This is a genomic window from Pedobacter terrae, assembly GCF_036946585.1.
In the GTDB taxonomy this organism is placed as follows: domain Bacteria; phylum Bacteroidota; class Bacteroidia; order Sphingobacteriales; family Sphingobacteriaceae; genus Pedobacter; species Pedobacter terrae_C.
Map to the genome: position 1 here is coordinate 1 of NZ_JAQIIV010000023.1, position 21198 is coordinate 21198.

Here is a 21198-nt window from a genome sequence, read left to right on the forward strand (position 1 = left end):
GCAATCTGCTGGGTGATCTTTTTATCGTCAACCAGGTTAATCACTTCCGCCAGTTGAGCAGGCTCTACTTTGAAATCGGATATTGTAATCCCTTTTTCATTTATAACCGCCCTGACTGGTCCAATTAACCAATTAATTAAACTTTTCTTATGTTGAACAGTTGATTGGGCCTTATTAAAATAGTTTAACAAACCTAAATCTTCGGCAAAAAGTGCTGCATCAGCTTTGCTGATCCCAAAATCGGCAATCATCTGTTGTGAAATTTCATTTGGTAATGGCGGCATTAAAGATTTAATTTCGGCCAGCCAATCGTCAGAAATATAAATGGGCTGCAGATCGGGATCTGAAAAATAGCGGTAATCATTGGCTTCCTCTTTGGTACGCATCGGAGCAGTAGTCCCCTTATCGGCATCAAAGTTTAAAGTACTCTGAATAATTTTTCCACCATTACTGATCACTTCTATCTGGCGGCCAAACTCAAAATCCATTGCCCTCCGCACGTTACGCATCGAGTTTAGGTTTTTGACTTCACAACGTGTTCCAAATTCACTGCTACCTTTCGGACGTATCGAGATATTGGCATCGCAACGTAAACTACCCTCCTCCATATTGCCGTCACTTACATTTAAATGCCTTACAAGTTTTCTGATTTCACTTAACAAAACGGAAGCTTCTTCCGAACTGCGGATATCAGGTTCGGTAACAATCTCAATTAGCGGCACACCGGCGCGGTTCAAATCTACCAAAGAGTAGTTATCATCCTGATCGTGAATACTTTTTCCAGCGTCTTCTTCGAGGTGAATGCGATTGATTCCCACTTTCTTCTTGGAACCATCAGCCAATTCAAGTTCTAAAAAGCCATTTACACAGATAGGTTGATTATCCTGTGTAATCTGATAACCCTTAGGCAAATCGGCGTAGAAATAGTTTTTTCTATCAAAATAGTTGATCTGATTGATGGTACAGTTTAGCGCTAAACCAATACGAACAGCTTTTGCCACCACTTCTTTGTTTAACTTGGGTAAAGCCCCAGGTAATGCCAACGAAACCGTAGATATATTTTGATTAGGTGAAGCCCCGAAAGATGCACTATCAGTAGAAAATATTTTGGTATTGGTATTTAACTGAACGTGGATTTCTAATCCGGAAACGAGTTCGAAAGCAGTTTGGGGGCTTGTTTCTTGTAAAGGCATTTAAAGCTTCTTAATATATAAGTTTCATTAACCAAAGGTTTTACAGCGTGTAGTATAATCTATGGTTTAATATTATATGTCAAATATAGTTATTATTTAGTCTTTACTTAAAAAGGCGTGATGGAGAATTTTTCATAAATTCTTCCCGGGGCACTCTTAAAAACAAAATCAATGTGAACATTTAAGCCCTTTTTGTGTTCATTAAATACAAATCAACCCATATGAATATTGTATTACGTAAACTAACGCTTGAAGATTACGCAGATCTTAAGGAATCAATGTTACAGGCCTACGACAGCATGGGAGGTTCCATCTGGCCAAAATCCAGCATCGCAAAACTTATAAATATTTTCCCTGAAGGTCAGCTCTGTATCGCGGTTGATGATAAAGTGGTGGCCTGTTCATTGGCTATTATTGTAAACTATGATGAATATGGAGATCGGCATACCTATAAACTGATCACTGGTGATTATTCTTTTACCACGCATGATCCAAATGGAGATACGTTATATGGCATCGAAATTTTTGTGCATCCGGAATTCAGAGGTCTACGTTTAGGACGAAGACTATATGAGGCCAGAAAAGAGCTCTGTGAAAGCCTTAACCTTAAAAGCATTATTGCCGGCGGACGAATTCCCGGTTATCATCAATATGCGCAACAGTTAAGTCCGAGGCAATATATAGATAAAGTAAAGTCAAAGGAAATTTATGATCCGACACTTACTTTTCAGATTTCCAACGATTTTCACGTTAGAAAAGTATTAAAGAATTATTTGCCCGGTGATAAAGAATCGAAAGAATATGCAACCCTAATTGAATGGAATAATATTTATTATCAGGGTGTTGATGCTTCAGCCCGCTCTGCAATGACTATTCGTTTAGGTTTGGTGCAATGGGAAATGCGTTTGTTTCCCAATATGGAAGCTTTTTACGAACAGGTAGAATTTTTTGTCGATGCTTTGAGCGGTTACAAATCAGATTTCGTGATGTTCCCTGAACTATTTAACACGCCCCTGCTTCAACCATACAATCACTTACCTGAAATTGAGGCCATGCGCAAGCTTGCCGAAAAAACGGATGAGATTGTGCAGAAAATGCACGAATATTCATTGAGCTACAACACCAATATCATTACAGGCAGCATGCCGCTTATTGAGGATGGTAAACTATACAATGCCACTTATCTTTGCCACCGCACAGGTAAAATAGATGAATATAGGAAAATTCATATTACCCCGAATGAGCAAAAGTATTACGGTATGATTGGCGGCGATAAAGTGCAGGTTTTTGATACCGACTGTGGCAAAGTGGGGATTTTGATCTGTTATGACGTAGAGTTCCCAGAGTTAAGCCGCATTTATGCTGAACAAGGTATGCAGATTTTATTTGTGCCATTTCTAACTGATACCCAGAATGGTTATACGCGCGTTCGCCATTGCGCACAGGCCAGGGCAATAGAAAACGAATGTTACGTGGCCATTGCAGGCTGTGTAGGTAATTTGCCTAAGGTAAATAATATGGATATCCAATTTGCCCAATCAGCAGTTTTTACCCCATCTGATTTTGCCTTTCCAACCAATGCCATCAAAGCAGAAGCAACGCCAAATACCGAAATGGTACTGGTTGTAGATGTAGACCTGCATTTGCTCGACGAACTACATCATTATGGTACGGTAAAAGTGTTAAAAGACAGGAGAAAAGACCTTTACCAGGTAAAACTTTTAAAGTAAAATTGCATCATAACAAATATTATAAGAAATGCCGGTCAAATTAATGTACCGGCATTTCTGTTTTTAATCTAAAGCTAATTATTTTCTCATCACAAACCATATAATCAGGCCAATAATTACCGCGATAGGTATCACCCATTTTAACGCCTGGCCACCTCCGTTTTCGTCTTTTTCGGTAACCGCTGGTTTTGCTGGTCCCGGATCTTCTTTGTGATTTTCGTAATCTTTTTCTATCGGTTTCGGAGCTGCTCCTGATTCCGTATGTTGTGGATCTATATTTTCCATAGCTGATTTACTAAAAGCTCTCCTTTTCCGGTCTTACCACATAAGGATGAACCATAATTAATTAATTTAGTTTCTGCATGTAGAACAAGTGATTATTGAAAATGTTTTAAATCCTAAGCCTTATCTTTGCAAATCGGTGTACAATAATAAAGCAAAATATAGCCAATTGATTAAAGAAGAAGCCTTTCGTTTGGGCTTCCTATCCTGTGGTATTGCCAAAGCCGAATTTCTTGAAGAAGAGGCACCGAGACTGGAAAACTGGCTCAATCAGAACCGACACGGTGAAATGAAATATATGGAAAATTATTTCGACAAACGCCTTGATCCCAGATTACTGGTTGATGGTGCTAAATCGGTAATTTCCTTATCATTAAACTATTACACGGAAGAAAAACAGTCGGATCCAAACGCGCCTAAAATTTCTAAATACGCTTACGGACAGGATTATCATACGGTAATCAAAGAGAAATTAAAAGAACTCACCTATTTTATTGAAGAAAATATCGGTGAAGTTTCCGGAAGGGCATTTGTAGATTCTGCTCCGGTTTTAGACCGTGCCTGGGCTAAAAAATCGGGAATTGGTTGGATTGGTAAAAATTCTAACCTGATTAGCAAAACGGATGGTTCATTTTTCTTTCTGGCAGAATTGATAGTTGACCTTGAATTGGACTATGATCATCCTTACCAGGCCGATTATTGTGGAAGCTGCACCCGCTGCCTGGATGCCTGCCCTACTGATGCCATTATTGCGCCACAGGTTGTAGATGGTTCGAAATGTATTTCTTATCTCACCATTGAGCTCAAAAATGAGATCCCCAATGAATTTAAAGATAAAATGAGCAATTGGATGTTTGGCTGTGATATTTGCCAGGAGGTTTGCCCATGGAACCGTTTTGCTAAAGCCCACCATGAAGAAGCCTTTAAACCCGAGAATGGATTACTGGATTTAAATGCAAAAGACCTGATGGAAATTACAGATGATGTTTTCAAAAAGGTTTTTAAAGGTTCAGCAGTTAAGCGGACCAAGTTTGCTGGCTTGAAAAGAAATATTGATTTTTTGAAACCTTAATATTATAAATCTTTATTATATTTGATACTATGACTGATATTCAATTATATACAAAATTGGCAGACTTGCCTACAGAATTAAAAAAAGGGTATCTGATTATATCAATTCTTTGATGGTCAAAGATAAATCATTTGATAAAAAAATTAAACGAACAGCCGGGTTAGGAAAAGGTTTAATCAGCCTAAGAAATAACTTCAACGATCCTATTGAAGGTTTCGAAGATTACGTCTAATGAATCTGTTATTGGATACTCATATTGTAATTTGATTTATCACCAACGATGATAAACTTTCAAAAAAAATCAAAAACCTTATCGAAGAGCCAACTAGTAACTGTTTTGTTAGTATAGCTTGCTATCGGGAATTGTCTAGTAAATATGCGCCTGGCAGATTAAATCTGCATTCAACCATTGAAGAAATATTCAATGTAATCGAAAAAAGTGGATTTGATATACTGCCAATAACAATTAATCATCTCATTCAACTTTCAAAGTTAGAACATTTTCCCAATGATCCTTTTGATAGGAGAATGATATCTCAGTCAATTATTGAAAAGCTGAACATGGTCAGCAACGACATTTTTTTTCCAGCCTACAAGGTATCACTTATTAAGCATTAACTTAACAGATCCTGAAACACCCGTCCGACCGGCCGGGCGGAAGTTCAGGATGACGATCGCCGGCCAAATTAGACATGTCAAGCTAAACTAAGCAGATTAAAAAAACCTGGGTTTCTCAATAGTAACCTATTTAACCGAAAAACTATTATCACTTTTAACCTTATCTGGCGTATGCGGATTTCCCATCACTACCTTAGCAAGTTTTTTGGCAGTCTTTACTTCAATCTTTACCAATCGGTCGCCTTTTTCCCATATGCCAATCGTACTGTGATTTTTTTCTGTGCTGCCATCGTCAAAGATTAGTGTTAAATCGATTGGCAATGGCTTGATGCTTTTATTTTCAACACTTACCGTATATCCAACTGAAGTTTTATCTACTGCTTTAATGGCCATATCAGTCACACCATCTTCAAAAAACCAGGCTTTCCAAAACCAGTTTAAATTTTTCCTACTACCAGTATTCATGCTATTAAAGAAATCGTAAGGCATAGGGTGTTTGCCATTCCAGTTTTGAATATAAGTGTGTAAAGCCTTTGTGAACAGTTCATCACCCAGATAATCCTTCACATACAAATAAGCCAAACCTGGTTTTGGATAAGAATTCGTAAATGATCCAGATCCTTTCAAATCAGGCGTTAAAGTCATTATAGGCGTATCATCTTTCCCACCAGAAGACGAAGCGGTAGGCTGCACACCATATTCATCTACGATGGTAGAATCAATCATTGGTGAAATTAACCACTCGCCAATAGTTGCCCAACCTTCGTCCATCCAACCATACTTGGTCTCATTAATTCCCATATAAAAAGGAAACATGGTATGAAAGATTTCGTGATCCGTTAAGGTAATGGCATCAACTCTATTGTCTACCGGATTATCATTTACCATCATTGGATATTCCATCTGGTCTAAGCCATCAAATATCGTTTCATGGTTATAAGGGAAAGGCCATTTCGGAAAAGTATAACTCATGGCTTCCACCGTTTTACGCGCAAAATCTATCACCTCATAATAATCTTTATGCTTCGGGTTAAAAACCGCATCTACACGGGTTCTTCTTTTTGTTTTAGGATCAACTACCAAACTGCTCGATTTCCATAAATAATGTTCACTCAAAGCAAACACAAAATCGGTTACATTTTTGGCTTCGAACTTAAAGGTATTAAAGGCATTTGGTTTAGTCACTTTTTTATCTGCTAAATCCTTATCGGTAATCACATCTACTACTGCATCACTTTTTTCTGCAGTTAAGATCCTTGAAACAACATCTTTCTGGAAAACTTCTGAAGGATTTTTCAGATCGCCGGTTGCCCATACACCATAAGTTCCCGGCACTGTGATAGAAGCATTAAACTGATCAAAGTCATTATAAAATTCTTCAGCACCTGTATATGGAAATTTATTCCAGCCATCAATATCATCATAAACTGCAATGCGTGGAAAAAAGTAAGCTATAAAATATGAACCTTCATCTACTTGACCTGTACGTACATGCGATCCTTTATTTAAAGTATAACTGTAGTCAATAGAAAAATTAATGCTTTTTCCCGGTACAAGCGCAGGAACATCAACAGTCATATTTGTTCCATCAATTTTAAAGTCAGTAATTGATTTTCCATTCGCTACCATCTTTGCTATCGCCACGCCATCACCAAGATCAGAAGCTGCCAGTTTTGATTTTCTTGGCGTTCCCTTTTTATATAGATTTGGGTATAGCTTAAACCAGATTTCTTTTAGCGTATCCGGGCTGTTATTGGTGTACGTTACCTGAACTTTCCCCTTCAACAACCTATTGGCGGGATTAAAATTTACATTCAAATCGTATTTGGAGGTATTTTGCCAGTAATGCTTACCTGGCTTACCAGTTGTATTTCTGGTTTCCTGCTGATAGGCCTTCTGAAAAACCGGTTCAATCGGTAAATTAGTTTGTGCACTTGCATAAATTGTTGCACAAAATAACAGGCTAAATATTTGTATAGATTTCATTTTTGAGCTTAGGGCTAAGCGCATGGCGCATAGCGTTTAATACCAATTAAACAGTTTAAACAGTTAACCATTATACCTACTTACCAAACTTCATTTTCAACTGCTCTAACATATCCGAATTGATTGGTTGAGCGGGTTTTTCGGGCTTTGGCTGAGGTTTTTGCTGATATTGAGGTTTATTTGCAGGCGCATTATGCTGAGGTCGCGCTGGTTTATTTTCATTTTTCTTTGCACTAAACTTTGCCCACTCCTCGTCTAACTTTTTCTTTGTATACAATGGAAAATCGCCATTTTTCATCCAGGCATAATAACTAGGTTCTACCGAAAATACCTGCGCAGTGGTTTTGCCTTTGTGCTTTCCAAAATTAAAACATACCTCATCTTTATCATTAAAAACTAATCGACCAGCAAAGTCTACAGGTTTATTGATATTGGTAAAAATATGCAATGCATCTACATCGTTTACCACAGGAATGCATCTTACACCTTGTTTATTCTCAAACTCAGTTTCTTTGTACATTTCCAGCTGGCCAAGTAAAACCTTGTAGGTGGCAATCACATCGGCTTCGGCAGCATGTGCATTCACCAAATCTTCCTGACAATAGAATTTATAGGCTGCCTTTAACGTACGTTGTTCCATTTGGTGGAAAATATTCTGCACATCAACAAACTTACGGTTGCTCATGTCGAAATCTATATCTGCTCTTAAAAATTCTTCTAAGAGCATAGGAATATCAAATTTGTTAGAATTGTATCCAGCCAGGTCGCTATCACCAATAAATTCAGCAATTTCTGCAGCGAGCAACTTAAAGGTAGGCTTGTCAGCAATATCTTCATCATAGATACCATGTATCAATGAAGTTTGCAAAGGAATTGGCATTTCTGGGTTAACGCGCCAGGTTTTAACAATTTCAGAACCATCTGGCATGGCTTTTAAAATCGCTATTTCAACGATTCTGTCAGCTCCAACATTAACTCCAGTAGCTTCTAAATCAAAAAATGCTAAAGGGCGCTTTAAATTTAATTTCATTTCTTAAGATGTGAGATTGGCGACATTAGATTTGAATCGGAATGTCAAAATTCTTTTTTTCAAAAGTGCTAAAAAGGTTTCATTAGTTCTGTAAAACAGCTTTATTAATTTACGAATTTAATTGTCAAATTATTTCAGAATATTGGTTAGTAACATTAACTTGCGCCAGGTTAAACACGCTCAAATGAACAAACTATTCTTGCTATTACCCCTATTTCTCCTATCACTAAACACTCAGGCTCAAAACTTTACCTTCGGTTCGATTACCTACGATGATTACGAATTCGACAGGAAAAAATTAGACAGTAATGCCAATGCCATTGTTTTAAAAGAATTTGGCACTGCAGCAATCCAACAAGATGATGTTACAGGCAGCTTTGAGATGGTTTTTGAACACCATGTTAAAATCAAAATCTACAATAAAGATGGATTTAAAGAAGCAAACATTGTAATTCCAACCTATAAAGATGAATCCCGCGAGGAAACGATCAGTGAGATAAAAGCTTCTACTTTTAATTACATTGGTAACAATTTTATAGAAACCATCATGGATAAAAAGGCTGTTTTCACTGAAAACAGGTCAAAATATACTAAACTAACCAAATTTACCCTTCCAAACCTGAAAGAAGGCGCTATCATTGAATATAGTTATAAGCTAAGATCTCCCAACCTATTTAATTTCAGAACATGGGAGTTTCAAAGTGACATTCCAAAGGTCATTAGCCAATACTTGGTTTATATTCCAGGAATTTACAACTACAACGTGTCGCTACGTGGCTTCCAAAAATTGACGGATCAAAAAGCTGAACTGAGCAAAGAATGTTTAAGGTTATCAGGCGTACCTATTGACTGTTCTAAAATCAATTATACGATGAAAAATATTCCTGCATTTATTGAGGAAGATAACATGACCGCGCCCAGTAACTTTAAGTCGGCCATCTATTTCGAGCTTTCTGATGTTCAGAATTTAAACGGTGGTAAGACGTCTTATACCAAAACCTGGAGAGATATTGACTATGAGCTGTCATCGTATAAAACACTGGGTAGCCAGATGAAAAGAAAAGATGTTTTTAAAGATCTTATTCCAGAAATTACAAAAGGAAGTTCGACTGACCTAGATAAAGCCAAAGCCATTTATAATTATATCAAAAAGCAGATCAAGTGGAACAATTACTATGGGAAGTATTCAGAAGATAATATCAAAAAAGCATTGGATAATAGATCGGGCAATGTGGCTGATGTAAACCTGAGTTTAATTGCGGCGCTTTCTGCTGCGGGCTTGGATGCCGAAGCCGTAATCCTTTCTACACGGGATAATGGAACGGTAAACAAACTTTATCCGGTGATGAGCGAGTTCAATTATCTTATCGCCAAGGTAAATATTGCAGATAAAAGTTATTTATTGGATGCGACAGAACCATTATTGCCTTTTGGTTTGCTCCCCTTAAGATGCATAAACGACCAGGGAAGGGTAATCAATTTGAAAAAACCATCTTATTGGATCGATTTAATTGCAAGTCAGAGGGCAACCACCAGCTACATCATGGAAGGGAAAATGACTACTGATGGAAAAATTATCGGTACTTTAACCACTTATACAATGGGCTATGCAGCATATGGAAAACGAAAAGAAATACTTCGACACAATTCTCCTGATGAATATGTGGAAAAACTTGATGAGCGCTTGACCAGAATAAAAATATTGGATCATCAAATTTCAAATCTGGATAGCGTTGAAAATTCGTTAGTAGAAAAATATGAAGTAGAATTTACCATAAATGATGGCGGAAATAAAGAACAGTTTTATTTTAGTCCGTTTTTCATCAATATGACCTCTAAAAACCCATTTAATTTAAACGAACGCAACTACCCGGTTGATTTAGGTGCAGCATCCGATGAGCGTGTCACCATTAACGTACTCTTACCAGAAAAATACCAACTGCTTGAAAAACCAAAAGATATGGCCATTGCTTTACCAAATGCAGGTGGGAAGTATTTACTGCAGACCGCTCTGGATGACAATACCATTTCAATGAGCCAGATTTTACAGTTTAACAATGCTATTTATCAACCAGAAGAATACCTTTACCTAAAGGAGTTCTACAGTAAAATCATCCAGAATCAAAAAACAGAGTTTTTATTCAAAAAGGCTAATTAAATGAGGTTCCTATATATTATTGTTTGCCTGTTTTTAGGATCAGTTTCAAGCTTTGCGCAAGATAACTATGATGTTGACCTAATTCCATCAAACCTCCGTAACCGTGCCAATGCCTGTATCCGTAATGAAGAAACAACTGTCGACATGCGTTCCCCTGATAACGTGATGCTGAATGTAAAAAAGGCCATCACCGTTTTTAATCAAAATGGCGAAGATGAAGCCCGGTTAGTGCTCTTCTACGATAAAAACATTTCAATTAAAAGCATCAAAGGAGAAGTTTACAATGGTGTAGGCAAACTAACCCATAAATTTTCTCAAAATGATTTTTCAGACATGAGCGCCGCAGATGGATTCTCTCTTTTTGTAGATAGCCGCGTTAAACATTATTTACCTTCAATAAATGAATATCCTTATACGCTGGTTTACAATTATGAGGTCAGAAATAAACAAAACTTAATTATTCCCGACTGGACGCCTAAACCGGCTGATGACGTGTCAGTAGAAAAAAGCAGTTATACTTTTATCTGCAAGCCAGCAGACCAGACAAGAATTAAAACTCAAAATTATAACGGGACACCAGAAATTATAGCTGATGAAAAGCAGAAAAAAACAATTTGGAGGGTAAATAATATGCTGGCTGTAAGACCTGAACCTTATAGTCCGGCACGCGAAACTTACACCACCAATATCCAGATTGCGCCACAAACGTTTTACTATTATAATCATAAAGGCGCCTATACCAATTGGATGGAGCTTGGCCAGTGGATTTATGACGACTTATTAGCTGAACGCAAAGCCCTGCCTCCTGCTACGAAAGAGATGATTAAAGATCTCGTAAAAAACGAAAAAACAGATAAGGATAAAGCACGTAAAATTTATCAGTATTTACAAGATAAAACAAGGTACATCAGCGTACAGATAGGTATTGGCGGTTTTCAACCCATTGCTGCAAGTGAAGTAGACCGGCTGGGTTATGGCGATTGCAAAGCTTTAGTCAATTACATGCAAAGTTTACTTCAGGCTGCAAATATAGCTTCATATTATTGCGTTGTATCTGCAGGTTCAGAGAAGAAAAGTATGGATCCCACATATGCCAGTATGGATCAGGGCAATCATATTATCTTGTGTATGCCATTACAGGGTGATACCACCTGGCTGGAATGCACCAGCCAAAAAATTCCATTTGGTTTTTTAAGCGATTTTACGGATGATAGGCTTGTACTAGCTTGCACTGAAGATGGTGGAAAATTATTGCATACGCCAAAACTAACCACGGCTGAAAACCTGCAGATACGTAAGGTTGAATTAAAGATTCAACCAGATGGAAGTGTATCTGGCAAGATGAATACTATTTATGCAGGCTCGCAATATGAAAACCAGGCAGCTTTGATTGATAAACCCATAACAGAGCAGCACAAGTTGTTAAAGGAAACCTATAATATTGACAATATCGATTTCGAAAATGTGTTATTCACTCAAAAGAAAGATATCAACCCCAAACTCATCGAAGATATAACCGTCAATATCAAGAACTACGCGCCGGTGAACGGGAATAAGATGTTTTTGCAGCTTAATGTCTTTAACTCAAAACGATCCATCCCTGAAATAAAAAACCGAACATTACCTGTTTATATCAACCGGGGTTATACCGATGAAGACACCATTATCTACACGCTGCCTGATCATGTAAATTCAGAATTAATTGTTGGCCAAAATAAAAGCTTCAAAAGTGTATTTGGCGATTATACCTGCAGTGCAAGTGTGACGGGAAACAAATTGACCTATTATCGAAAATTTGTGTTGAACGATGGAACATTTCCTGCAGCGCAATATGCTGAATTTTCGAAATTTATAAACGACGTAAATGCTGCCGATTACTTAAAATTGGCCATTAGCTTAAAAAAATAATTCCAAGTCCAATACCGATAATCATAATCAGGTACATCAAAATTTCTGTAGTGGCAAATTTCTTATATTTGGTCCAAAAAGAATAGTCGTTTTCGTCGTTTGGCATTCTATTTACTTTATTCAACAAAAATAGGCAAATAACCTGAATTCGTACGTTAGGAGCGCCTAATTTATGTGTATTTCGTTATGCTGATTCGATGGTTATCGGATTTGTTTTACAGGTAAATACAGCGCTTTCAATTACTTTTTAGCTACTATATTGCAAGCATGTTTTAGCATGAAATACCCTAAAATAAATTCAGGGTGACGAGTTTGCATATCATTATCACAAAAAAATCTGCTTAGAAATAAAATAATTTTTACATTCCTAAAAGCTATATAACGAACTTTAAGCAAGTTTTTAGCAAAACATCATGTATTTTTAGGACTACAACTAAATATATGCAATATTTAAACATCACCACCGTTTAAACAAAGCAATATTAAACTAAACCAAACTAAATGAAGAAATACGTCCTGGGCATTGCTACGTTTTTTTTAACGGGTATGAGCATTGTCGGAACAAGTTGGAAAGCGATGGATCGCCCACGCTCGCAAAAAGATGCCATTAAAAATATAGCGGCAGACAGTTTATACAGCAAATTCATCAGCAACATATACCATGATATTCATTTAGATTCTGCAGGACTGACGGAACAGGTTTTCGAAAAGGCTTTAACTGGTTTTTATAACATGAAATACTCTGGCCTTTTACATACCAAATCGATTTTAACCATTGCTGATTTTGACCAGGAAAGCACTAAAAAGCGACTATACATTATTGACCTGGCCCGTAAAAAGTTAATTTTAAATACATGGGTGGCACACGGGCAGAATAGTGGTGGCGATAAACCATCAACATTTTCGAATAACATCAACTCAAACCAGAGCAGTTTGGGATTTTATTTAACTGGCGAAATATATTATGGCAAACATGGTCGTTCGCTTAAATTGGATGGCATGGACCAGGGTTTTAACAACAACGCGAGAGAAAGATCAATTGTGGTACATGGTGCAAATTACGTGAGCCAGAAAAGTATAGATGAATTGGGAAGATTAGGCAGAAGCCAGGGTTGTCCTGCGGTTTCGGCTAAATTGGCGGATCATGTCATCAACACCATTTCAGACCGAACGGTGCTTTTTATCAATAATTCAGATCAATTATATTATTCCTCTTTTTTAAATGAAACCCTGGCAGCAAGTGTGGCTTTAAACCAACAACAAGTTTTCGCCTCCAATATGGATTAATGGTGTTTAATATAGTTCGCGTTTAGTTTTTGGGGTAAAATACTGATGAAAAGTGATTGGCTTCCTGCAAGCAAATCCCATACCCAACGATTGCTATCAACTGATTTCTCGCCGCAATCTATAACCTCGGCGCGCTTGAGTAGTTTTTTAACGATCGCCTGAACCCATTTGATTTTTACCATACGGTTGAAATGTAAACCCAGATAATCACAATATACATGTACCAGAATTTCAACGATTAGCGAGGCATTGGAAATAGCAAGCGACTTTCCAAAATGTTGTTCATAATCGGCCTTAATTGTGTTGACCAAAAGTTCAAACCGTTGTGACCTAACAGCTGCTTTTCCCTCGAGATATGCCCAGAGTTGTGCATTACTATACACACGAACCAACTTTGGCTCAAGCACAACGTTAATTTTATTTCCTTTCAGTTCGTAAATTTTATCCATTAATAAAAATATTGCAGGGATTAGATGGAGCTAATATTAATTTGTTAATCAACCCGATATAAAAACTGCCGATATAAACGATGGACAAATTTATCAGATAATTGTTTACCAAAAGGCGTATTAGAAGGCATTGTGAGTAATTTTTTTAAGCGGTTGCTAAAATTTTAATCATCTTTGGCGTTGAAAAGATAAGCCCATTCATGAAGATTGTAATTGCAGAAAAGCCTTCTGTTGGTCGTGAACTTGCTAAAGTTTTTGGAGCAACCACCAGAAAAGATGGATACATTGAAGGTAAAGGATATTCTTTTACCTGGGCATTCGGGCATTTATTACAATTGGCTCCTCCTCAGGATTACGGTTTTATTGGCTGGAGGAAGCAACATTTACCGATGCTTCCACAAAAGTTTAAGCTTGCCGTCAGGAAGATTAAAACAAAAGATGGATTTGTAGAAGATCCGGCAGTACGCAAGCAATTAGACACCATAAAAAAACTTTTTGATGAAGCAAGCGAAATCATTGTGGCAACGGATGCGGGACGCGAGGGCGAATTAATTTTCAGGTACATTTATTATTACCTGAAATGTAAAAAACCATTCAAACGCCTTTGGATTTCTTCACAAACCGATGAAGCTATAAAAGACGGATTCAGAAATTTAAGACCCGGAACAGATTACGATACTTTATTTAATTCTGCCCATTGCCGCTCAGAGTCTGATTGGCTGGTGGGCATGAATGCTACACAGGCATTGAGTATTTCAGCCGGTAACAGAACGGTCCTTTCATTAGGAAGGGTACAAACACCAACCCTTGCGATGATCTGCGCTCGTTTTTTAGAAATTAAAAATTTCGTTCCCCAAACCTATTACCAGATCAGCATTTTGCTGGCTAAAGATGAACAGGTTTTTAAAGCAATATCAACCTCGAATTATAAGGAAAAGGAAGAAGTAGAAAAGTTATTTGCGCTTGTGGAAGATGTAGCCTCTGGCTTTCCAGCAGGTGGAAACATTACGGCTGTAGAAGCCAAACCAAGAAAAGAACCACCTCCGCTATTGCACGATCTAAGCAGTTTGCAGCAGGAAGCCAATAAGAAAAAGGGATATACCGCCGATCAGACACTTAATATTTTACAAAACCTGTACGAAAGCAAATTGGTTTCCTATCCACGTACCGGATCGCGTTATATTGGCGATGATGTTTTTGCCGAGGTTCCAGATCTGATTGCAAAATTCACCCAGCATACCGAATTTGGGAAGCAAGCGCAGTTTTTGCAAACCATTGCTTTAAATAAACGGAGTGTCAATGCTAAAAAAGTGACTGATCACCATGCAGTTTTACCGACAGGTGAACAAGCTTATGGATTGAGTCCGGATAAACAAGCTGTATACGATATGGTTGTTGGACGGATGATGGAGGCATTTCACCAGGAATGCATTAAGGAATTAACCAAAATAACCATTCAATCAGGTGTTACTTTTGTAGCCAATGGAACAGTAATCCGTTCTGCAGGCTGGCGTGCTGTTTTTAACGACCCTGAAGATGACAAAAAGGACGAAGACAATGCAGCATTACCAAAAGTGGTTGTTGGAGAGCAGTTGCCAATCACGGAAAAATCTCTTTTAGAAAAACAAACCAAGCCTAAGCCCATGTATAACGAAGCTTCTTTATTAAAAGCATTGGAAACGTGCGGTAAGGAGATTGAAGACGAGGAATTACGTTATGCCATGAAAGATAGTGGTTTGGGCACACCGGCAACACGTGCATCCATTATCGAAACCTTAATTATCAGAGAATATATTACAAGGGAAAAAAGGAATCTTGTGCCTACCAATAAAGGCTTGGCTGTTTACGAAGTGGTGAAGGATAAACAGATTGCACAAGCTGAACTTACGGGACAATGGGAAAAAAGACTGGAAGAAATCCGTTCCGGTTCATCAGTAAAAGATTTTAAATCTGAAATCACGGAATACACCAAAACCATTACGCACGAATTATTAATTGCTGGTGCAAGTATATCGGGCAAACTCGAAGAAGAAAAGAAACTGGAAAAGGTTTAGATTATAAATCCATAAATTCCCAGGCGCTGTGGTAGGCATTCAGTTCTTCTGTATATCGGATAAAATCCGCATAAAAATCAGATTTTGATAATGTAGCGCTATCGCCAATAACCACCAGCTTTTTCCTGGCCCTGGTCATTGCTACATTCATTCTTCTCGTATCCGATAAAAAGCCGATGCTTCCATCACCATTACTTCTGGTCAGACTGATATAAACCACATCCCGTTCCTGCCCCTGAAAACTATCAATGGTATTTACCGCAATTTTATCGCAATATGGAATCAAAATTTCATTTTCCTGAAGCAAGGTATTTAATAGCTGAACCTGTTGCTTATAGGGAGAAACAATAGCAATAGATGGAAAGCCTCCGGTAGAGTTTTGAATTAATAAACCGGCTACCAAATGTGTTAAATGTTTAATCAAAAATGCAGCTTCATCTGGATTGGTGGTGCTGGTTCCGTCTAATTTTTCATCGTAACTGCAGCCTGCCGTATCAATAAACTGGATCGGTTCATCGCCAGTAAATAATAAACGATCTGCAACAGACCGATGAGCCTTTAAAGCATTTTTATAAAATACCTGAGAAGAATAACCCATTATAGCTGTGTTCATCCTATACTGTTCATTTAACAACACAACTGATTCTGGATGAAGATTTACTGCTTTTTCCAATAAAGTATTACTTAAACCATTTTTGGCTGCCTCATTTGATTTTATGGTTGGCGATAGTTGGAGGTGGTCGCCAGCCAATATTACTTTCTGTGCCTTTAAAATCGGTATCCAGCAAGCTGGCTCTAAAGCCTGACCCGCTTCATCAATTACAATAGTATTATACTTTAAATTCCGTACGGTATAATGGTTAGCCCCTACCAAGGTGGCAGTGATAATCTGTGCTTTGAAAAAAAGATTATCCATGATATACTGTTCCGTTTTTTCTACTTCTTTTCCGATTTTATGTGCTTCATCAAATAAGGCCTTGCGTTGTTCGCGCTCGGCTTTACCAAAACTCCGCTTATATTTATGGGCCATATTTTTATACTCATTGGCCTGTTTTTTTAAAGCTCTAATGGTTTTCATCTCCGGATGATCGGCCATTTGATGATCAAGCGTAGCTGACATTAGTTTTTCAGAAACTCTTGCAGGGTTGCCCACACGGATTACTTTTAATCCTTCGGCAACTAACTTCTCGGTGAGTAAATCAACAGCGGTATTACTTGGTGCTACCACCAGCATTTTTTGGTCGCTATGTTTGATCAATGACTTTATAGCATGCACCAATGTAGTCGTTTTTCCGGTACCTGGCGGCCCATGAACTACAGCCAGCTGGTCTGCCGCGATAATTTTATTAACCGCCAATTGCTGTGAATCATTTAACGTGTTGGGAATAATAAATTTCTCCACACTACGAAAGGAAGGTTTTTCTCCCCCTGTTAAAATACGGATCAATTTATTTTCTGATTCATTTTCGGCTAAGTTTGCGGCTTGCTTTAGTGCATGCTGCATCTCGTCGTAACTGTTATTATCAAAAAGCAAATCTACACCAAGTTTGCCATCTCTTGTCCAATCTGGCAGCTCATCAACACGGAAACTGATTTTCATCCTGTTACCACTTTGATGATTGATGATCCCTTCCAGCCGATCTTCCTTGGCATCGTGATTGGAAAATAATACCACGGCAGCACCAAATCGGAACTGATGAGAAAAATCCTGGTGGGTTGTCCTTTCCAGCTCTAATGTTAAATAATCGCCACGGCCTATTTCAGTATTTCTAATCGCAATAGGGTACCAGGTTAAGCCCAAAGCCCTCCTATCGGCAGCCGAAGTGTTTTCAGTAAGTTTTAAGTATGATTGTAAATCTTCGTTCCGCTCGGTATCGAGCAAATCCTGAAGCTTTTTAAAATATTCTTTTGGCAAAGTTTGGTGATTAATTGTGGTATTGTTTGATAACTGAAAACTGCTAATTACAAACTGCTTATTATAAAACGAGCTGTTGGTGTAACCTCAACAAAGTCTCTTCCGCATCATCACAAAAGCCAGGATGCACTTTTGAGCATTGCACTACTGTACTTCTGGTTGCTGTAAGCCACCTAAAACGGGAAGCCTGGTCATATTGACCAATCGGCCCCGATCCTACTGCAGCTGTACTTATTCTTTCAAAAGCACATAAGTTTTCTTTTAGCTCTTCTAAATCTACTGCTGCAGAAAAAGCCTTTATTCTTTTCTCATCCAGGGCAAAAATACTTTTTAAAAACTTTTGCTTGGCACAAAACAAAATAATGCCCACATTAATAAATTCTTCACGCTCTACCCTGGGCATTACGCGAATCACGGCATACTCAAATAAGAATTTCCCTTGCATGCTGTGCTTCTTTTAAAAATATAGTTGAATGCGCTAACCTAGTTGTAAGGAAATGTTTATAGGCTTCGCGATGTGCTGTTTTGCTCTCAAAGTTTGTTTCACCTTCCAACCAATCATCAGGAATAAGGTTAATTACAGCTCCTATCTTTTCAGGATCAAGTAATTTACTAAACTCTTCATTTACGCTTTCCAATTCGGAGGCCCATGGCAACAATACATGGTCTTTTACTAAAATGAAAGGCTTAATTGCCTGTTCTTCCCAATTTTGCCAGGAATGATGAAAATACAATGCAGCGCCATGGTCGATTAACCAAAGTTCTTTATGCCATAGCAACATATTGGTATTACGGCAGGTACGGTCCATATTGGTTAAAAAACAATCCAGCCATACAATTTGCGAAGCGAGTTTAGCATCTACAGTAGTTACGGTCGGATCAAATGTAATTGCGCCTGATAAATAGTGTAACGCCAAATTTAAACCTACACTGGCTTTTAGCAGATCCTGAATTTCTTCGTCGGGCTCTGTCCTTCCAAAAGCTTCATCCAAATTGGCGAAAACCAACTCAGGTACGCGTAAACCAAGGTAGCGGGCAATCTCGCCACCAATTAATTCGGCAATTAAAGCGCGGGCGCCCTGTCCTGCTCCTCTAAATTTCAGTACATATAAAAAATTATCATCAGCCTCTGCAATGGCCGGCATAGAGCCACCTTCGCGCAAAGGCGTAACGTATCTGATTACATTTACCGTTCTAAGTTGTAAATCGTTCATATTTGAAGATAGAGTAGCCATTTATTTTGTTTAGGCACAATTCTACACTTGCTGCAAATTTAGCAGAATTCCAATAATAAATTGGTCAAAGTTTGGTCGTAAAGATTCGAACGAAATCTAGTGATCAAGCCTGATTGGTCTTTTTGAAATCAATAGGAACGAATAAAGTAAGCAACGAGGTCCGATAACATTTTTCATTCGTTTCGAAGAAAAGGATTGTTTCTTTAAAAACACAATATGCTTACTTATTAACTATCTACTTGTAATTATCCGCACTATTGCCGACAATACCTCGGCAATGTCTTCATTGCGAGGAGCACCTATAAAGCACTCTTTTGTGTTTGCAGTCTTTTCTATAAAGATTGCCAGCCTGTTGCCGGCAGGCTTAGTCGGCTGAAAGAGCCCTCTCGCGATGATGATTTACTTTGATGTACCGCCGGGTTATTTATTTCCATAAAATAAATAATTCAAAGGATGAGATCTTTTTACATTTAATCGTGCCCTAAATAAGCAATGCCTGCAGGAGTTATAGCCGCCGACCATTGTACTGATTCGCGGTTAATTTTAATCAGGCCCATGCTTTCTAACTCCTCATATTCTTCTTCCATTCCACCCAAAACCGAGGAACTCACCTGTTGATTGATTACCTCAAGTAGAGATATAATTTCTGATCTTTCCATAACATTATGAATTAGTTATATTTTAATTAACATACATGCAATTAAAAATGTTTACTGCTTAAATAAACATTTTCGAGGGATTAAGGTTGTATCTATATCTTCATTTAATTACTATGGAAACACACCTTTACCACTTATTTTTTATGGCTTTACCTGTAGCCTGCATTGCCTGGACGGTTACCAAGGAAGAGATCTTCAGAGAGGCACGTGAATTTTGTGTAGACCGTTCGAAAAACTGCGACAAACTGGTAAAAAGGAAGTTTTTTTATGTATTTACCTGTGAATATTGTTTTAGCCACTATGTAACTTTGATCTTGCTTTTTATGACCAGGTTTACTTTAATTTATCCAGACTGGCGCGGCTATATCATTGCTTTTTTTTCAGTCGTATGGGTGGCCAATGTTTACATGAGTTTGTATAACATTATCCGTATCGATTTAAAAAAAGAAAAAATCAAAGTTCAGAAAGAAGAATCAGCACTCAAGAATGATTGAAACCGATTGTTATGGTTGCTGTTTTAAAATGATAACCTGCTTTTATGCCATCATCAGTAATCAAATATTTCAGTTATGATGAAGTTACAAAAACATTAAAAATCATTTTTGTAACCAATATGGTTTATCTGTACAAAAACGTCCCCGAAAAGATTTATAAAATGTTCAAAGCATCAGGATCTAAAGGCCGGTATTTTAACAACCACATTAAAGATAAATTTAAGTTTCAAAAAATAGAAGAAGAATAATATGCCCGAAGGTCCATCAATTGTAATATTAAAAGATTTAATTAAGGAACTCCATTTGGGCAAACCTGAAGTATTAGAAGTGACAGGTAATGTAAAAAATCTGGATAAGGATAGGTTACTTCATCAAAAAGTTGCGGATTTTAAAAGCTGGGGAAAACATTTTCTAATCTGCTTTCATGATTTCACCGTCCGTATCCATTTTATGCTATTTGGCAGCTATCTCATCAATGCGCGCAAAAAAACGCCTCTAAAACTGGGGCTTGTTTTTAAACAAGATGAATTGAACTTCTATACTTGCAAAGCTGACCTCCTGGAAGGAAACGTTAGCGAACATTATTCCTGGGAAAACGATGTGATGGCTGATGAATGGGATAGCCATGTAGCTATTAAAAAGCTTAAAGAAAAACCACAGGCGCTGGTATGTGATGTGTTGCTTGATCAGCAAATTTTTAGCGGAGTGGGCAACATTATTAAAAATGAAGTCTTATATCGTACCCGCATACATCCCTTAGCTAAAATTGAAAATTTATCACCTGCAAAATTAAAGGCATTGGTTAACGAGGCCAGGAATTACAGCTTTGATTTTTTAAAATGGAAAAAGGAAAATATGCTAAGTAAACATTGGGAGATCTATAACCAGCAAACATGCCCCCTTAAACACCAAGTACTCAAAAAAGAGCTGGGCAAAACGCATCGTCAGACTTACTTTTGCGAAAATTGCCAGATTCTTTTTTAATGAACCAAAATGTATAACAAGTCAATTTTTCCCTGATCATCCGTAAATCATTAAAAGATAATAGCTTAGCTTATCAAAGCAAATTACCCAAACAACAAACTATAATCTTAAAGTAAAAGAAATGCTTTATTTAAAATAATTTGT

At 37.7% G+C, this 21198-nt stretch carries 20 protein-coding genes; 10 read left to right on the forward strand and 10 right to left on the reverse strand.

The window, feature by feature from the left end; translation table 11 throughout:
* Positions 1-1193 (reverse strand): Asp-tRNA(Asn)/Glu-tRNA(Gln) amidotransferase subunit GatB (gene gatB, locus PGN18_RS20365; protein ID WP_335321417.1); only part of this gene is annotated, 1193 nt, incomplete at its 3' end.
* A gap of 221 nt (positions 1194-1414) precedes the next feature.
* Here gatB and PGN18_RS20370 point away from each other — a divergent pair.
* On the forward strand, positions 1415-2923 hold the full coding sequence (locus PGN18_RS20370) for a bifunctional GNAT family N-acetyltransferase/carbon-nitrogen hydrolase family protein (protein ID WP_335321418.1): 1509 nt from the start codon (positions 1415-1417) through the stop codon (positions 2921-2923).
* A 78-nt stretch (positions 2924-3001) separates the two neighbouring features.
* On the opposite strand, the gene PGN18_RS20375 is transcribed toward PGN18_RS20370, so the two are convergent.
* Positions 3002-3208, reverse strand: a complete 207-nt coding sequence (locus PGN18_RS20375; RefSeq protein WP_335321419.1) for a hypothetical protein — start codon at positions 3206-3208, stop codon at positions 3002-3004.
* A 136-nt stretch (positions 3209-3344) separates the two neighbouring features.
* On the opposite strand from PGN18_RS20375, the gene queG reads away from it, so the two are divergent.
* Both queG and PGN18_RS22460 read left to right on the forward strand, forming a co-directional pair.
* Positions 3345-4277: a tRNA epoxyqueuosine(34) reductase QueG gene (gene queG / locus PGN18_RS20380; RefSeq protein ID WP_335321420.1), complete on the forward strand. Its 933-nt coding sequence runs from the start codon at positions 3345-3347 to the stop codon at positions 4275-4277.
* A gap of 270 nt (positions 4278-4547) precedes the next feature.
* Positions 4548-4895: a type II toxin-antitoxin system VapC family toxin gene (locus tag PGN18_RS22460; protein ID WP_442955368.1), complete on the forward strand. Its 348-nt coding sequence runs from the start codon at positions 4548-4550 to the stop codon at positions 4893-4895.
* 126 nt (positions 4896-5021) lie between these two features.
* Here PGN18_RS22460 and PGN18_RS20385 read toward each other — a convergent pair whose 3' ends face one another.
* Together PGN18_RS20385 and PGN18_RS20390 are read right to left on the reverse strand one after the other, a co-directional pair.
* Positions 5022-6881: a M1 family metallopeptidase gene (locus PGN18_RS20385; protein WP_335321421.1), complete on the reverse strand. Its 1860-nt coding sequence runs from the start codon at positions 6879-6881 to the stop codon at positions 5022-5024.
* A gap of 76 nt (positions 6882-6957) precedes the next feature.
* On the reverse strand, positions 6958-7911 hold the full coding sequence (locus PGN18_RS20390; protein ID WP_335321422.1) for an exonuclease domain-containing protein: 954 nt from the start codon (positions 7909-7911) through the stop codon (positions 6958-6960).
* A 184-nt stretch (positions 7912-8095) separates the two neighbouring features.
* Here PGN18_RS20390 and PGN18_RS20395 point away from each other — a divergent pair, with 184 nt between their 5' ends.
* Positions 8096-10069, forward strand: a complete 1974-nt coding sequence (locus PGN18_RS20395) for a DUF3857 domain-containing protein (RefSeq protein WP_335321423.1) — start codon at positions 8096-8098, stop codon at positions 10067-10069.
* Complete coding sequence (locus PGN18_RS20400) at positions 10070-11977, forward strand: DUF3857 domain-containing transglutaminase family protein (protein ID WP_335321424.1); 1908 nt, start codon at positions 10070-10072, stop codon at positions 11975-11977.
* On the opposite strand, the gene PGN18_RS20405 is transcribed toward PGN18_RS20400, so the two are convergent.
* On the reverse strand, positions 11961-12083 hold the full coding sequence (locus tag PGN18_RS20405; protein ID WP_335321425.1) for a hypothetical protein: 123 nt from the start codon (positions 12081-12083) through the stop codon (positions 11961-11963). The genes PGN18_RS20400 and PGN18_RS20405 overlap by 17 nt on opposite strands.
* Positions 12084-12478: 395 nt before the next feature.
* Between PGN18_RS20405 and PGN18_RS20410 the strand changes: the two genes are divergently transcribed.
* A complete protein-coding gene (locus PGN18_RS20410; RefSeq protein ID WP_335321426.1) occupies positions 12479-13264 on the forward strand; it encodes a murein L,D-transpeptidase catalytic domain family protein in 786 nt (261 codons plus the stop codon).
* Here PGN18_RS20410 and PGN18_RS20415 read toward each other — a convergent pair.
* Positions 13261-13713, reverse strand: coding sequence for a hypothetical protein (locus PGN18_RS20415; RefSeq protein WP_335321427.1), 453 nt, complete (start codon positions 13711-13713; stop codon positions 13261-13263). The genes PGN18_RS20410 and PGN18_RS20415 overlap by 4 nt on opposite strands.
* Positions 13714-13913: 200 nt before the next feature.
* Here PGN18_RS20415 and PGN18_RS20420 point away from each other — a divergent pair, with 200 nt between their 5' ends.
* The gene (locus PGN18_RS20420; RefSeq protein WP_335321428.1) at positions 13914-15767 is read left to right on the forward strand and encodes a DNA topoisomerase 3; all 1854 of its coding nucleotides are present in this window, start codon (positions 13914-13916) and stop codon (positions 15765-15767) included.
* Position 15768: 1 nt separating this feature from the next.
* On the opposite strand, the gene PGN18_RS20425 is transcribed toward PGN18_RS20420, so the two are convergent.
* The 4 genes from PGN18_RS20425 to PGN18_RS20440 form a co-directional block, all read right to left on the reverse strand.
* Entirely contained in the window at positions 15769-17682 is a 1914-nt protein-coding gene (locus PGN18_RS20425; RefSeq protein WP_335321429.1) for an AAA domain-containing protein, read from the reverse strand.
* A 61-nt stretch (positions 17683-17743) separates the two neighbouring features.
* Positions 17744-18127: a DUF3037 domain-containing protein gene (locus PGN18_RS20430; RefSeq protein WP_335321430.1), complete on the reverse strand. Its 384-nt coding sequence runs from the start codon at positions 18125-18127 to the stop codon at positions 17744-17746.
* Positions 18105-18917: a HipA family kinase gene (locus tag PGN18_RS20435; RefSeq protein ID WP_442955367.1), complete on the reverse strand. Its 813-nt coding sequence runs from the start codon at positions 18915-18917 to the stop codon at positions 18105-18107. The genes PGN18_RS20430 and PGN18_RS20435 overlap by 23 nt, the downstream gene beginning before the upstream one ends.
* A gap of 470 nt (positions 18918-19387) precedes the next feature.
* The gene (locus PGN18_RS20440) at positions 19388-19576 is read right to left on the reverse strand and encodes a hypothetical protein (protein WP_090496593.1); all 189 of its coding nucleotides are present in this window, start codon (positions 19574-19576) and stop codon (positions 19388-19390) included.
* A gap of 113 nt (positions 19577-19689) precedes the next feature.
* On the opposite strand from PGN18_RS20440, the gene PGN18_RS20445 reads away from it, so the two are divergent.
* Genes PGN18_RS20445 through PGN18_RS20455 form a run of 3 tightly spaced genes read left to right on the forward strand, consistent with a single transcriptional unit; the run spans position 19690 to position 21054 of the window.
* Entirely contained in the window at positions 19690-20070 is a 381-nt protein-coding gene (locus PGN18_RS20445) for a hypothetical protein (protein WP_335321431.1), read from the forward strand.
* 44 nt (positions 20071-20114) lie between these two features.
* The gene (locus tag PGN18_RS20450; RefSeq protein ID WP_335321432.1) at positions 20115-20318 is read left to right on the forward strand and encodes a KTSC domain-containing protein; all 204 of its coding nucleotides are present in this window, start codon (positions 20115-20117) and stop codon (positions 20316-20318) included.
* A gap of 1 nt (position 20319) precedes the next feature.
* Positions 20320-21054, forward strand: a complete 735-nt coding sequence (locus PGN18_RS20455) for a DNA-formamidopyrimidine glycosylase family protein (protein ID WP_335321433.1) — start codon at positions 20320-20322, stop codon at positions 21052-21054.
* Positions 21055-21198: the final 144 nt, after the last annotated feature.

Coding starts and splice junctions, on each gene's coding strand:
- PGN18_RS20370 (WP_335321418.1), top strand. CDS start 1,415: ATGAATATTGTATTACGTAAACTAACGCTTGAAGATTACGCAGATCTT.
- PGN18_RS20375 (WP_335321419.1), bottom strand. CDS start 3,208: ATGGAAAATATAGATCCACAACATACGGAATCAGGAGCAGCTCCGAAA.
- PGN18_RS20385 (WP_335321421.1), bottom strand. CDS start 6,881: ATGAAATCTATACAAATATTTAGCCTGTTATTTTGTGCAACAATTTAT.
- PGN18_RS20390 (WP_335321422.1), bottom strand. CDS start 7,911: ATGAAATTAAATTTAAAGCGCCCTTTAGCATTTTTTGATTTAGAAGCT.
- PGN18_RS20395 (WP_335321423.1), top strand. CDS start 8,096: ATGAACAAACTATTCTTGCTATTACCCCTATTTCTCCTATCACTAAAC.
- PGN18_RS20400 (WP_335321424.1), top strand. CDS start 10,070: ATGAGGTTCCTATATATTATTGTTTGCCTGTTTTTAGGATCAGTTTCA.
- PGN18_RS20405 (WP_335321425.1), bottom strand. CDS start 12,083: ATGCCAAACGACGAAAACGACTATTCTTTTTGGACCAAATATAAGAAA.
- PGN18_RS20410 (WP_335321426.1), top strand. CDS start 12,479: ATGAAGAAATACGTCCTGGGCATTGCTACGTTTTTTTTAACGGGTATG.
- PGN18_RS20415 (WP_335321427.1), bottom strand. CDS start 13,713: ATGGATAAAATTTACGAACTGAAAGGAAATAAAATTAACGTTGTGCTT.
- PGN18_RS20420 (WP_335321428.1), top strand. CDS start 13,914: ATGAAGATTGTAATTGCAGAAAAGCCTTCTGTTGGTCGTGAACTTGCT.
- PGN18_RS20430 (WP_335321430.1), bottom strand. CDS start 18,127: ATGCAAGGGAAATTCTTATTTGAGTATGCCGTGATTCGCGTAATGCCC.
- PGN18_RS20435 (WP_442955367.1), bottom strand. CDS start 18,917: ATGGCTACTCTATCTTCAAATATGAACGATTTACAACTTAGAACGGTA.
- PGN18_RS20440 (WP_090496593.1), bottom strand. CDS start 19,576: ATGGAAAGATCAGAAATTATATCTCTACTTGAGGTAATCAATCAACAG.
- PGN18_RS20445 (WP_335321431.1), top strand. CDS start 19,690: ATGGAAACACACCTTTACCACTTATTTTTTATGGCTTTACCTGTAGCC.
- PGN18_RS20450 (WP_335321432.1), top strand. CDS start 20,115: ATGCCATCATCAGTAATCAAATATTTCAGTTATGATGAAGTTACAAAA.
- PGN18_RS20455 (WP_335321433.1), top strand. CDS start 20,320: ATGCCCGAAGGTCCATCAATTGTAATATTAAAAGATTTAATTAAGGAA.